Here is a 13,082-nt window from a genome sequence, read left to right as displayed (position 1 = left end):
GCCCCGGTCAGAGGGGCTTGACCTCCACCGACTTGGCCAACTCGGTCAGCTTGCCGGCCAGCTCCTGCGCCGCGGACCGCTCGGCGTCCGCCGGCAGCGTGTAGCGCAGGATCGCCAGGCGACCCTGTTCGGCCAGCCACCCCACCTCGGCGACCGGACCGTCGCCGTCGGAGGCCGCCACGGTCCGGCGGTACGCCTGCTGCCCCAGGCCGGAGACCGTGTCGGCCTGCTGCGGCACCGCGTCGGCGGCGAACGAAGCCCGGTCCAGTGAGGTCCTGCTGACGCTGAAGGTCAACTCCGGCAGGTCGTCCTGCCCGACCCGGACCACACAGGTGTGGCTGCCGTCCCGCTCGCCGGCGGCGGCCACGTCGAACCGGACCCCGGCGTGCTCCTCGATCTTCGCGAAGTCCAACAACTCGCAGGCCCCACCGGCCGAGGCCGCCGGTGCGGCAACGCCCTCCGGTGTGTCCATCGGCGGCACCGGCGGCTTCGTCACCCGCTCGTCCGAATCCTGCGCACAGCCCGTCGCCAGCAACACCACCGCCGCGACCCACCACACCCGCCCGCGCACTGTCTCCACCTCCTGGTGACGTCCCGCCCCGAATGCCCGTCGGCCACCGTACGGAAAGAGCGGACGGGAGGAAAGTCGTCAGTCGTCCACGTACGGACAGTGCCGACAGCCACGCCCGCAGCACGTGCCCCGACGGGCGAGGAACCCGGCGCTGAGCACGAACAGTCCGGTCGCCGGATCGAGGTAACCAGACTCCCCGGCGGCCAGGGCGACGGCGTGCACGGCCAGGATCCGCTCCCGGTCCGGGTGGTCGTCAGGCAGCCGGGACAGGTGCGGCTCGGTCAACGCCCGACCCGCCAACGGCACCCGCTCCCCACCCACCACCGCAGTGTAGGAAAACCGGGGACGCCCCCGGACACCGTGGTCCGGGGGCGTCCCCTGTCACCCAGGCTCGTGGCTGCCGTCCTCGGCGCAGACGAGACCGCGACGGGTCAGCTGCAGCCGCTGGTGGAGCCGCACCCCTCGCAGACGTAGCAGCTTCCGGCAGGGCGCATCTTCGTACCGCAGGTGAAGCAGAGCGGTGCGTCGGCGGCCTTGCCGATCACGGCCTCCAGGAGTTCGGTGCTGGAGCCGACCGCCGGAGCCGGCTTGGCGGCGACGACGTCGGCGACCTCCTGGGCGGGCTGGGCGACCGGACCGATCTTGGGCTCCGGCGCGGCCTCCACCGGTGCGGAGGCGGCCATCGCGGTGAGGTCGGTGCCGTTCGCCTCCGCCTCAGCCTCGGCCCGCAGCTGGGCGGCCCGCTCCTTGGCGGTGAAGATGCCCAGTTCGGCGCGGCGATCGTACGGCAGGAAGTCCAGCGCCAGCCGACGGAAGATGTAGTCCATCACCGAGGCGGCCATCCGCACGTCCGAGTCGTCGGTCATCCCAGCCGGCTCGAACCGCATGTTGGTGAACTTGCTGACGTACGTCTCCAGCGGGACGCCGTACTGCAGTCCGATGCTGATCGCCACCGAGAAGGCGTCCATCACACCGGCCAGGGTGGAGCCCTGCTTGGACATCTTGAGGAAGACCTCGCCGAGCCCGTCGTCGGGGTACGACGAGGCGGTGAGGTAACCCTCGGCACCACCGACGGAGAAGCTGACCGTCTGCGACGGGCGCTTCTTCGGCAGCCGCTTGCGCACCGGGCGGTACTCGACGACCCGCTCGACGGCCGGCTCCGCCACGGCGGCCGGGGCCTCGGCGACCTCCGCCGCACCCTTGTTCGGCTTCGCCACCGACAGGGGCTGGCCGACCTTGCAGTTGTCCCGGTAGATCGCCAGCGCCTTCAGGCCGAGCTTCCAGCCCTCGAAGTAGATCTTCTCGACGTCGGCGACGGTGGCCGCCTCCGGCATGTTCACCGTCTTCGAGATCGCCCCGGAGATGAACGGCTGCACCGCCGCCATCATCCGCACGTGGCCCATCGGGGCGATGGAACGCTCACCCATCGCGCAGTCGAAGACCGGGTAGTGCTCCGGCTTCAGGCCCGGGGCGTCGACCACGTGACCGTGGTCGGCGATGTGCTCGACGATCGCCTCGACCTGCTCCTCCGGGTAGCCCAGGCTGCGCAGGGCACGCGGCACCGTCTGGTTGACGATCTGCATCGAGCCGCCGCCGACCAGCTTCTTGAACTTGACCAACGCCAGGTCCGGCTCGACGCCGGTGGTGTCGCAGTCCATCATCAGGCCGATGGTGCCGGTCGGGGCGAGCACGCTGGCCTGCGAGTTGCGCCAGCCGTTCTTCTCGCCGACCTTGTTGCCCTGGGTCCACTGCTTCGTGGCCTCACGGACGATGGCGGTGGCGACCGTACCGCTGGGCTTGATCTCGTCGTTGGCGGCGGCGTGCTTGCGCATGACCCGCTTGTGCGGCTCGGCGTTGCGGGCGTAGCCCTCGTACGCGCCGACGATCCCGGCCAGCTCGGCCGAGCGGCGGTACGCGGTGCCGGTCATCAGCGAGGTGATCGCCGCCGCGACGGAACGCCCCTGGTCCGAGTCGTACGGCAGACCGGAGGCCATCAGCAGCGCGCCGAGGTTGGCGTACCCGATGCCGAGCTGCCGGTAGGCACGGGTGGTCTCGCCGATCTTCTCCGTCGGGAAGTCGGCGAAGCAGATCGAGATGTCCATCGCGGTGATGACGAACTCGACCGACCTGACGAACTTCTCCACCTCGAAGCCGCCGTCGGCGCGGAGGAACTTCATCAGGTTCAGGGAGGCCAGGTTGCACGAGGAGTTGTCCAGGTGCAGGTACTCCGAGCACGGGTTCGACGCGGTGATCCGCCCGGTCTCCGGGCAGGTGTGCCAGTCGTTGATGGTGTCGTCGTACTGCAGACCGGGGTCGGCGCACTCCCAGGCGGCCTGGGAAATGGTCCGGAACAGCTTCTTGGCGTCGATGGTCTCGATCACCGCACCGTCGAGCCGGCCACGCAGGTCGAACCCGCCGCCGCCCTCCACCGCGCTCATGAACTCGTCGGAGACCCGGACCGAGTTGTTGGCGTTCTGGTACTGGACGCTGACGATGTCCGAGCCGCCGAGGTCCATGTCGAACCCGGCGTCGCGCAGCGCGCGGATCTTGTCCTCCTCGCGCGCCTTGGTGACCACGAACTCCTCGATGTCGGGGTGGTCCACGTCGAGGATGACCATCTTGGCGGCCCGCCGGGTCGCCCCGCCGGACTTGATGGTGCCCGCGCTGGCGTCCGCGCCCCGCATGAAGCTGACCGGCCCGGAGGCGGTGCCACCGGAGGAGAGCAGCTCCCGGGAGGAGCGGATCCGGGAGAGGTTCACCCCGGAGCCGGAGCCGCCCTTGAAGATCAGCCCCTCCTCCTTGTACCAGTCGAGGATCGAGTCCATCGAGTCGTCGACGGCCAGGATGAAACAGTTGTGGACACGAAGGTTCCCGGCCAGGAACTCGCCGCTCTCGGTCTGGATGTCGTAGACCGCCATCGCGCCGAGCGGCTCGATGCGGTCGACCTCCAGCTGCTTGACGTCGTTGGCCGGACGACCCGGCTTGGCGAAGCCCGCCTCCAGCTTGGCCATCTTCTCCGCGCCGACGAACCCGATGTGCGTGGCGAAGGCGTCACGGTCGCCGTCGTTCTGGATCCGGACGGTCCAGATGTCCTGGCGGTCCGGCCGGGAGTCGGCCTTACGCGACACGCGGGAGAAGATCCCGAACCGCAGGAGCAGGCTCTGAACCCCCCGGATCAGCTCCTCGGAGATCATGTCTGCGGCGACGAGGGTCGAGCTCTCCCGCGACGAGACGTACCCCTCGGCCTGGAAGATGCTGCGCAGGTACGCGGCGACGACCGGGAGCGGTGCGGTCAGGAGTCGCTGCGGCACCGTCATCTCGGCGCCACGGACCGACAGGTTCCACTTGTCCACGAAGGGGCGCAGGTGCTCCCCGTAGAGGCGGGTCCGCCGACAGTCCAACGTCTCGTCCTGGGTCGCCACGGTCCGCACCTTGCGGTGCACGCCGGGGAAGACCTCGTCCAGGGTGCCGGTCACCCAGTCCAACTCGTCGTCGTTGACGGTGATCGCCTCGATCGTCAACGACCGGTTGGTGCCCTCGGTGTCCTGACCGACGAACCCCTCCGACTGCAACCACCCGGCGAGGGCGGCCTCCCGGATCTCCCGCAGGTCGATCTGGTCCTCGCCGTAGGCGTACGTCCGGTGCCATTCGAGCTGGTCACCCGGCTTCAGGGTGCCTGCCTCCACCCACTTGCCGCTGCCGACCCCGGTGCTGAGCCAGACGACGTGGTCCGGCGTGACGTCGAGCTGGTAGCCCGCCTTGGTGTGCAGCCGGACGACCTCACGGACACCGTTGTCCTTGACGGCGACGATCCTGGTCAGGCCGCTCGCGTCGTACACCTTGGTGCCGACGGCCCCGTCCTCGACCAGCTTGCCGATCGGCACCAGCCCACCGGGGGTGCTCACCAACGAGTCGTACGGCAGACACGCCGAGACCTGCTGGGGTGACGGCGTACCGACGTTGAACCAGACCGGGGAGTTGAAGCTGAACACCTGGTGCAGCAGCATCCAGGTCAGTTCGTGCTCGAAGATCTCGGCGTCGCCCGGGGTGGCGAAGTAGCCGTGCAGCTCGCCGGCCTTGCGGTAGGTGACCACCACCCGGTCGATGAGCTGCTTGAGCGACCACTCCCGCTCCGGGGTCCCCACCGCACCCCGGAAGTACTTCGTGGTCACGATGTTGGCGGCGTTGACGCTCCACGCCTCGGGGTACTCCACCCCGCGCTGCTCGAAGTTGATCGAGCCGTCCCGCCAGTTGGTCATGACGATGTCGCGTCGTTCCCAGGCGACCTCGTCGTAGGGGTGGACCCCCTCGGTGGTCCAGACCCGCTCGACCTTGAGTCCCGCGCCGGCCTTCGACCGCGACCGGCTGGTTGTCACGCCGTCCCCCGCCATCTCATCCACCCCTCGTCCGCGCAGCATCGCACCACGCATGGTCACTGTCGTGAAAAAATCGGAAAAAGCTCAGTTGGTACGGCCGTCGACCCGCGCCTCGCCGTCGGCGGTCCCCACCCTCACGGTGGGGTCGCCCGGGGGCGCCGTCGCCGGGACGCGGTCGGCCGGAGCAGGATCGCCTGCCTCCCGGGCCCGCGCCGCCTCCCGCAGCGTCTCGATCTCCCGCTCGAAGTCGGCGAGGGAGTCGAACGACCGGTAGACGCTGGCGAACCTGAGGTACGCCACCTCGTCCAGGTCCCGCAGCGGGCCGAGGATGGCCAGTCCCACCTCGTGGCTGGGCAGTTCGGCAGCGCCCTTGGCGCGGACGGTCTCCTCCACCCGCTGGGCGAGCAGGGCGAGCGAGTCGTCGTCGACGGGGCGCCCCTGGCAGGCCTTGCGCACCCCGCCGATGATCTTCGTGCGGCTGAAGGGCTCGGTCACCCCGCTGCGCTTGACCACGGCGAGGACCGCCTCCTCGACGGTGGTGAACCGCTTGCCGCACTCGGTGCAGGACCGCCGACGACGGATCAGCTGACCGTCGTCGGCCTCCCGCGAGTCGACCACCCGGGAGTCGGCGTGACGGCAGTACGGACACCGCATCGCCCGACCTCCTCGGCATCGATTCGCGGACAGCACCAGACACCCCCGTCGCACGCGCCGAGGCGACGCCAGCCATCACCGATGACTGCCGCCGGGGTGGCGGTACGGGGAGTGCGGTCGGTAGTCGAACCCAACCTGTAGGCGACTTACACCCATGTGACTACTACATCTAGGGGTCGACCGTATGCCGCTGACGGACCCCGGTCAAGTTGACCGGCGTGTCCGGCGCGTCACCACACCATCCGGTGACCACCCCCGCACACCGGGCGTTCCACCACCCCACGGACCAGGGTGGATCCCCGCCCGCGACCAGGGCGGACCCCCGCCACCGGACCGGATGGACCCACCCCACGGACCAGGTCGACTCCCCCTGGCGCAGCGGGCCGGACCCGTCGAGTCTCCAACGCCTCGGACCCGGTCGGGTTACCCACCCCACCGATGATCTGATCGCACACCTGTTCCAACCGGACGTATCATCGGCAGAACACCCGTTCGGAATACCGGGCATCCGTCACCGACACCCCGAAAACGGTCGTACAGATGTTTGAAAATGGCCGATCCCACCTATACGGTCAGGAACAGTCGGGCAGCACCGCAGCGGCGGGTCGCCCGGCCTTCACCGTACGCACCACGTGCCGCGAGGCAGTCAGCGCCGACCAGGGAGGACGGACGTGACCGAGGAGCGGGCCAGCCGGCCGAAGCACCCGCAGCAGAAGACCGACGCGGGTACACCGGCCAGTCGGCGTCGTGGCGCCCCGCGCAGCCGTCCCGGCCAACCCGCCGTACGGCCGGTCGCCCCGGTGAGCGCGTTCTCGGAGCCGGCCACCGTCGACCTGACCGCTCGGCAGCGCCGGATCCTGGAGTTCATCCGGACCTGGGTCGACCGGCACGGCTACCCGCCGAGCGTCCGGGAGATCGGCGAGGCGGTCGGCCTCGTCTCACCCTCCAGCGTCGCCTACCAGCTCAAGGAGCTGGAGAAGAAGGGCTTCCTGCGCCGCGACCCGAACCGCCCCCGGGCGGTGGACGTCCGCGCTCCCGGCGACGCCGTCGACGACGAGCTCTCCCGCGCCCAGCGCCCCGCCCCGGCGTACGTGCCGATGCTGGGCCGGATCGCCGCCGGTGGCCCGATCCTCGCCGAGCAGTCGGTGGAGGACGTCTTCCCGCTCCCCCGCGAGTTGGTGGGTGAGGGCGAGGTCTTCATGCTCCAGGTCAAGGGCGACTCGATGCTCGACGCGGCGATCTGTGACGGCGACTGGGTGGTGGTGCGCCAACAGCCCACCGCCGACTCCGGCGAGATCGTGGCGGCGATGCTCGACGGTGAGGCCACCGTCAAGACCTACCGTCACCGCGACGGGCACGTCTGGCTTATGCCGCAGAACCCGGCCTTCGACCCGATCCCCGGCGACGACGCCACCATCATGGGACGGGTCGTCGCGGTGCTGCGCCGGATCTGACCGACCCGAACTCCTGCCGTCGCAGGCAGGCGGCAGGTCAGTACCGCTCTCCCCGGTAGTCGTCCGGGCCGTCGTCACGCCGTCGACCACGGGAATCCTGGTCTCGGGAGTCGGAGTCCCGGGGTGCCCGACGCGGTGGTTCGGCCCGGCCGCCGCCGTAGACCCCGCCCCGACCGCCTCCACCCGCCTGGCCGCTGCGGCCACCGCCTCCGCCGGGCTGGCCGCCCCGGTTGCCCGGAGGTGGACCGCCCCGACCACGGGCCGGCGGTTGTCCGCCCCGACCGCCACCGCCCTGACCACCACCTCGCGGCTGCCCACCGCCCTGGCCACCCGAGCCACCACCTCGTTGCTGCCCACCACCCTGGCCACCCGAGGCCGCTCCCCCGTAGACCCCGCCGCCACCACGGCCGCCCTCGCCGGAAGGCCGACCACCACCGCCCTCGCCCGCAGGCCGACCACCGCCGCCGCCGTAGACACCGCCCCGGCCGGACTGACCGCCGCCGTACACGCCGCCACCGGCCTTGCCACCGGCGGGCTTCCCACCGCCTGCGGGTCGCCCTCCGCCGGCACCACCGGGCCGAGCCGACCCGGGCTGTCCCCCAGGCCGGGGTACGGCGGCCGCCGCCGCACGTCCCGAGCCGCCGGGGCGGGCACCGGCGCGGGCGGCGGCGGGCGCGTCCTGCTCGACCGGCCCCGAGGCGGCACCACCGTAGACCCCGCCCCGGTCCCGGTCGTTGCGATCGGGCGTACCGGTGGCCGACGACGTCACCCCGGCAGTGGCGGGGACCGGGCGTCGACGGGCCCTGACGATCCCGACGATGCCCGCCCCGACCAGGACCGCTCCGAGGATCCCGACGGAGGCGATCAGGTACGTGATGTCGTCCAGGGAGAGGCTCGACGTCCAGGACTGCTTCTTCTCCTGCGGCGACCCGTCTCCCGCGCCGTCCTCGCCCGACACCGTCGACGGGGTGTACGCCAGGATCTCCACCGGCTCCTCGGCGTCCAGGTCACCGGCGTCGGAGACCGTCACGAAGGTCTTGCCGTCCGGGGTGTACGAGATCGCCTCACCGAAGGTGTCCGACAGCGGGGTCACCCGGGGGGTGCCGGTGGTCAGGGCGGCCAGCACGTCACCGTCCCGGACGTCGAACTCGAAGGCGTCGGCGTAGGTCCGCAGGGCCACCCGGGAACCGTCGGGGGCGCGGGCCGCCCCGGTCACCATGTTCCGGCCGACCGCGCCGAGCTGGTTCTCGGTGGTCGTCTTCGGCAGGGTGACCTCGCCGACCTTCTTCATCGGGACCGGGTCGGTGGCCCCGGACCGCAGCGGGCCGGTCGGGGTGAAGATCTGCGCCTTGCCCTTGAGTTCCTTGGTGATGACCAGGGGGAGGCCGTCCGCCCCGATCAGCAACGCCTCCGCGTCGTGCGGCTTGCGCTCCGGGTAGGAGAGTCGGTGCAGCACCGGCCGCTTGGAGCCGTCGATCGGCATGGACCAGACGGCGACCCGCTCACGACGGGGGTCGTTGGTGATGTTGTCGCCGGTGTCGGCGATCCAGAGCGTCTTGCCGTCCGGCGAGACCGCCAGGTCCTCGGTGTCCAGCGGTCCCTGCTGGGTGTACGAGACCGCGTTCGTCACCGCGCACTTGTCGTCGAGGTAGAAGACGCGCTTGTTGGCCTCGATCTCGGTGCTGTCGTTGACGACGATGTATCCGTCCTCGGTGGCCACCAGGCCGGACAGCTCCCGCAACCGGGGGTCGCTGATCATGCACTGTCGCTTGCCCGGCTCCGCCTTGGGTTGGGGAGCGGGCGCGGCCACAGCCGCGCCCGATAACGCCACCGTCGCCCCGGCCAGGCCGAGAGCGACCGTGACCGAGATGACAGCACGGCGCATGACGTCAGTGTCGCATGCCCCGATTACCGGCCGGTCAACACGTTCAGCGCCGACCGGACCCCGCCCGGACCGTCTCGACCTCCGCGTACGGAGCGAGTTCGGCTGCCAACGCCTCGTCGACCCGTACGTGCAGGAGGGTGCCCTCCGCCAGGTGCGCGGTGGAGAGGACCTCGCCGTGCCGGTGCACCCGGGCCACCAGGTCACCCCGGTCGTACGGCAGCACCGCCCGGATCTCCACCGCCGGGGTCGGCAGCCGGTCCTCGATCGACTCGCGGAGCCCGTCGATCCCCCGCCCGGTGTGCGCGGAGACGAAGACGGCGTCCGGCCAGAGCCGCTTGAGCCGCAGCAGCGTCTCCTCGTCGGCGGCGTCGACCTTGTTGACCACCAGGAGTTCGGGCAGTCGGTCCGCCCCCACGTCGGCGAGCACCTCGCGGACCGCCCGCACCTGCTCCTCCGGGTCCGGGTGGGCACCGTCGACCACGTGCACCAGCAGGTCGGCGTCGGCCACCTCCTCCAGGGTCGAGCGGAACGCCTCGATGATCTGGTGGGGCAGGTGTCGGACGAAACCGACGGTGTCGGAGAGGGTGTAGAGCCGACCGTCGGAGGTCGTCGCCTTGCGGGTGGTCGGGTCCAGGGTGGCGAACAGCGCGTTCTCCACCAGGACACCGGCATTGGTGAGCCGGTTGAGGAGGCTGGACTTGCCGGCGTTCGTGTAACCGGCGATCGCCACGGCGGGAACCGCGTTGCGGGCCCGTCGGGCGCGCTTGGTCTGCCGGATCGTCCGCATGCTCTTGATCTCACGGCGCAGTCGGGCGATCCGGTGCCGGATCCGACGCCTGTCGGTCTCCAGCTTGGTCTCACCGGGACCACGCAGACCGACCCCGCCCCCCGCGCCCCCGCCACGGCCGGAGCCACCGGCCTGCCGGGAGAGCGTCTCGCCCCAACCCCGCAGGCGGGGCAGCAGGTATTCGAGCTGGGCCAGCTCGACCTGCGCCTTACCTTCCTTGCTCTTGGCGTGCTGGGCGAAGATGTCCAGGATCAGCGCGGTCCGGTCGACGACCTTGACCTTCGTCCGCTGCTCCAGGTTGCGCAGCTGGGACGGGGAGAGTTCACCGTCGCAGATCACCGTGTCCGCGCCGCTGTCGACGACGACGGCGGTGAGGTCGTCGACCTTGCCCCGGCCGATGTACGTCGCCGGGTCGGGGCGGCTGCGTCGCTGGATCAGCCCCTCCAGGACCTGCGATCCGGCCGTCTCGGCCAGCGCGGTCAGCTCGATGAGGGAGTTCTCCGCGTCGGTGACGGTGCCCTCGGTCCAGACCCCGACCAGGACCACCCGTTCCAGCCGCAGTTGGCGGTACTCGACCTCGGTGATGTCGGCGAGCTCGGTGGAGAGCCCGGGTACTCGGCGCAACGCCTGCCGCTCCGACAGGTCGAAGTCACCGGTGGTGCCGTCGAGCGCCTCGTCCTCGACTGAGACGAAGGTCTCCTGATCTCGCAAACCGTTCTCCTGTCCGCTCTGTCACGTACCGGGTAATCCTGTCATGTGCCAACGTCGAACGCACCAGCTATATGCCCGTCCGCAGGTGGTGGACACCAGGGGCCGGCTACCGGTGGAACCCGGGGCGGGCGACCCGGCTGCGGGGCGAATTCCGGGGGCGGATGCCGGGCGACCTCGGCAGGCGAGTAGAAAGGCGGGGCAACTTTCGACCGGCCGCTCAGCGTTGACGGAGGGTATCCCGTGGCCATCACCCGACTTCCGAGTGCCGGATTCTCGATAACGATCCGAATCGCGGTGCCTGCCGACGCCTCCTCGATCGGCCGGTTGACCACCTGCGTCGGCGAGTCCGACGCGATCGTCACCGCCCTGGACGTGGTCGACTCCGACCCGGCCAACGTGATCGTCGACCTCACCTGCGACACCGCCGACGCCAACCACGCCGACCAGGTGGTCCAGGCGTTGAGCGCCCTGGACCAGGTCGACGTGCGGAAGGTGTCCGACCGCACCTTCCTGCTGCACCTCGGTGGCAAGATCGAGGTGAGTTCCAAGGTCTCCCTGCGGACCCGTGACGAGCTGTCCCGGGCGTACACCCCGGGGGTGGCGCGGGTCTGCCAGGCGATCGCCGAGAACCCGGCCGACGCCCGACGGTTGACCATCAAGCGCAACACCGTCGCGGTGGTCAGCGACGGCTCGGCAGTGCTGGGGCTGGGCAATCTCGGCCCGGCCGCGTCGCTGCCGGTGATGGAGGGCAAGGCGGCGCTGTTCAAGCGCTTCGGTGGGGTCGACGCCTGGCCGGTGGTGCTCGACACCCAGGACACCGACGAGATCGTGGCGATCGTCAAGGCGATCGCACCGGCGTACGGCGGGATCAACCTGGAGGACATCGCCGCACCGCGCTGCTTCGAGATCGAGGCCCGGCTGCGGGAGGCGTTGGACATCCCGGTGTTCCACGACGACCAGCACGGCACCGCGATCTGCGTACTGGCCGCCCTGACCAACGCGCTGCGCGTGGTGGACAAGCGGATCGAGGACGTCCGGGTGGTGGTCTCCGGGGCCGGCGCGGCCGGCACCGCGATCATGAAGCTGCTGCTGCGCCAGGGCGTCGGGGACATCGTCGCCTACGACCGGCAGGGCGCCCTGCACCGTGGCCTGACCGGCCTCAACCCGGCGTGGCAGTGGCTGGCCGACAACACCAACAAGGACGGCTACTCCGGTGACCTGGCCGGAGCGGTCCGGGGCGCTGACGTGTTCATCGGGGTGAGCGCGCCGAACCTGCTCACCGGGGACGACATCGCCACCATGGCCAAGAACGCCATCGTCTTCGCGCTGGCCAACCCGGACCCGGAGGTCGACCCCCGGGAGGCGCGCAAGCACGCCGCCGTGGTCGCCACCGGCCGGTCCGACCAGCCGAACCAGATCAACAACGTGCTCGCCTTCCCCGGCGTGTTCCGCGGGATGCTCGACGCCCACGCCGAGGGGTTCACCGAGGAGATGGCGATCGCCGCCGCGCAGGCCATCGCGGACGTGGTCGGCGAGGAGAAGGTCAACCCGACCGTCATCGTGCCGAGCGTCTTCGACGCCCGGGTGGCCCCGGCGGTCGCCGCCGCCGTCCGTGCCGCCGCCCAGAACCCGGCCTCCGCCCCGGCACCGGCAGCCGACAGCGGTCCGGTGGACCTGCCGGAGATCGCCGCCGCCTCGGCCGCCACTCCCTGATCCGCGCCGACGTCCGTACGGTCGAGGGGTCCACCTCCAGGGTCACCTGGGAGTGGACCCCTCGGTCGTCGGGGTACGAGCGGGTCGGTCAGGAGGTCGCCGGGACGAGGGTCCCGGTGGCGACCAGGACGGCGGGGCCGGTCAGCCAGCAGGAGTCCTCGGTGATCCGGATGGTGAGGCGACCACCGGGAACGTCCACCGCCACGGTTCCGGTGTCCAGTCCGATGTCGCGTAGCGCCACCGCACCGACGGCGCACGCCCCCGTGCCGCAGGAGAGCGTCTCGGCCGACCCCCGCTCGTAGACCCGCATCAGGACGTGGGCGTCGGTGCCGGCGACCGGATCGGCGGAGCTGGTGAACTCGACGTTGGTGCCGGTGGGGAAGACCGTCTCGTCGAAGCCGGGTGCGCGGGTCAGGTCGAGTCCGGGCAGGTCCAGCCCGGCAGGCAGAGCGCAGACCAGGTGCGGGTTGCCGACGTCCACCGCCGTACCGGGCAGGGAGAGCCCGCCCAGGGTGGCGGTGGCGGCCCCGAAGAGCCGGGGACGACGCATCTCGACGGCGACCTGGTCCCCGTCGAGCCGGGCCCGGACGATCCCCGCCCGGGTGGCCACCGGCACCGTCTCCCCGGTGGGTGCGGTCAGGCCGGTGTCGAGCAGGTAGCGGACGAAGACCCGTACCCCGTTGCCGCACATCTCCGCAGGCGAGCCGTCGGCGTTCCAGTAGTCCATGAACCACTCGGCCTCGGCTGCCTGACCGACGCCCTCCGGATGCTTGGCGGCCCGGACCACCCGCAGCACCCCGTCCCCGCCGAGGCCCCGCCGCCGGTCGCAGAGGGCGGCGACCAGGCCGGGCGTCAGGTCGAGGGCGCCGTCCGGGTCGGGAAGGATGACGAAGTCGTTGCCGGTGCCGTGCCCCTTGGTGAACTCCACGCC

Annotated in this window: 8 protein-coding genes and 3 pseudogenes; 2 read left to right on the top strand and 9 right to left on the bottom strand. The window is 71.0% G+C overall.

The genetic code is table 11. The features are described 5' to 3' along the window. Positions 1-7: 7 nt before the first annotated feature. The 6 genes and pseudogenes from WHN02_RS11635 to nrdR form a co-directional block, all read right to left on the bottom strand. Positions 8-571: a hypothetical protein gene (locus tag WHN02_RS11635; protein ID WP_434743327.1), complete on the bottom strand. Its 564-nt coding sequence runs from the start codon at positions 569-571 to the stop codon at positions 8-10. Between the two features lie 78 nt (positions 572-649). Then, a complete protein-coding gene (locus WHN02_RS11630; RefSeq protein WP_434743326.1) occupies positions 650-892 on the bottom strand; it encodes a DUF5522 domain-containing protein in 243 nt (80 codons plus the stop codon). Positions 893-1,002: 110 nt separating this feature from the next. Then, a pseudogene (locus WHN02_RS11625) lies at positions 1,003-3,435 on the bottom strand (vitamin B12-dependent ribonucleotide reductase); the annotation flags it as partial. A 225-nt stretch (positions 3,436-3,660) separates the two neighbouring features. After that, a pseudogene (locus tag WHN02_RS11620) lies at positions 3,661-4,455 on the bottom strand (LAGLIDADG family homing endonuclease); the annotation flags it as partial. A gap of 39 nt (positions 4,456-4,494) precedes the next feature. After that, positions 4,495-4,962 (bottom strand): annotated as a pseudogene (locus WHN02_RS11615) (vitamin B12-dependent ribonucleotide reductase); the annotation flags it as partial. Between the two features lie 69 nt (positions 4,963-5,031). Then, positions 5,032-5,601, bottom strand: a complete 570-nt coding sequence (nrdR, locus tag WHN02_RS11610) for a transcriptional regulator NrdR (RefSeq protein ID WP_434743325.1) — start codon at positions 5,599-5,601, stop codon at positions 5,032-5,034. Between the two features lie 671 nt (positions 5,602-6,272). Here nrdR and lexA point away from each other — a divergent pair. Further along, the gene (lexA, locus tag WHN02_RS11605; protein ID WP_434743324.1) at positions 6,273-7,055 is read left to right on the top strand and encodes a transcriptional repressor LexA; all 783 of its coding nucleotides are present in this window, start codon (positions 6,273-6,275) and stop codon (positions 7,053-7,055) included. 37 nt (positions 7,056-7,092) lie between these two features. On the opposite strand, the gene WHN02_RS11600 is transcribed toward lexA, so the two are convergent. Both WHN02_RS11600 and hflX read right to left on the bottom strand, forming a co-directional pair. Continuing rightward, on the bottom strand, positions 7,093-8,940 hold the full coding sequence (locus WHN02_RS11600; protein WP_434743323.1) for a hypothetical protein: 1,848 nt from the start codon (positions 8,938-8,940) through the stop codon (positions 7,093-7,095). A gap of 43 nt (positions 8,941-8,983) precedes the next feature. Continuing rightward, complete coding sequence (gene hflX, locus WHN02_RS11595) at positions 8,984-10,438, bottom strand: GTPase HflX (protein WP_434743322.1); 1,455 nt, start codon at positions 10,436-10,438, stop codon at positions 8,984-8,986. A gap of 240 nt (positions 10,439-10,678) precedes the next feature. Here hflX and WHN02_RS11590 point away from each other — a divergent pair, with 240 nt between their 5' ends. Beyond that, entirely contained in the window at positions 10,679-12,151 is a 1,473-nt protein-coding gene (locus WHN02_RS11590) for an NAD-dependent malic enzyme (protein ID WP_434743321.1), read from the top strand. 88 nt (positions 12,152-12,239) lie between these two features. Here WHN02_RS11590 and dapF read toward each other — a convergent pair whose 3' ends face one another. Beyond that, entirely contained in the window at positions 12,240-13,079 is an 840-nt protein-coding gene (gene dapF / locus WHN02_RS11585) for a diaminopimelate epimerase (protein ID WP_434743320.1), read from the bottom strand. Between the last annotated feature and the right edge of the window lie 3 nt (positions 13,080-13,082).

The organism is Micromonospora sp. SH-82, assembly GCF_051132485.1.
Lineage (GTDB): Bacteria > Actinomycetota > Actinomycetes > Mycobacteriales > Micromonosporaceae > Micromonospora.
The sequence above is the reverse complement of the archived record's forward strand: the minus strand, read 5'-3'. Positions and strand labels throughout refer to the sequence as shown.

Excerpts from the sequence above, each read along its gene's own strand:
- WHN02_RS11600 (WP_434743323.1), bottom strand. The coding sequence starts at position 8,940 with ATGCGCCGTGCTGTCATCTCGGTCACGGTCGCTCTCGGCCTGGCCGGG.
- nrdR (WP_434743325.1), bottom strand. The coding sequence starts at position 5,601 with ATGCGGTGTCCGTACTGCCGTCACGCCGACTCCCGGGTGGTCGACTCG.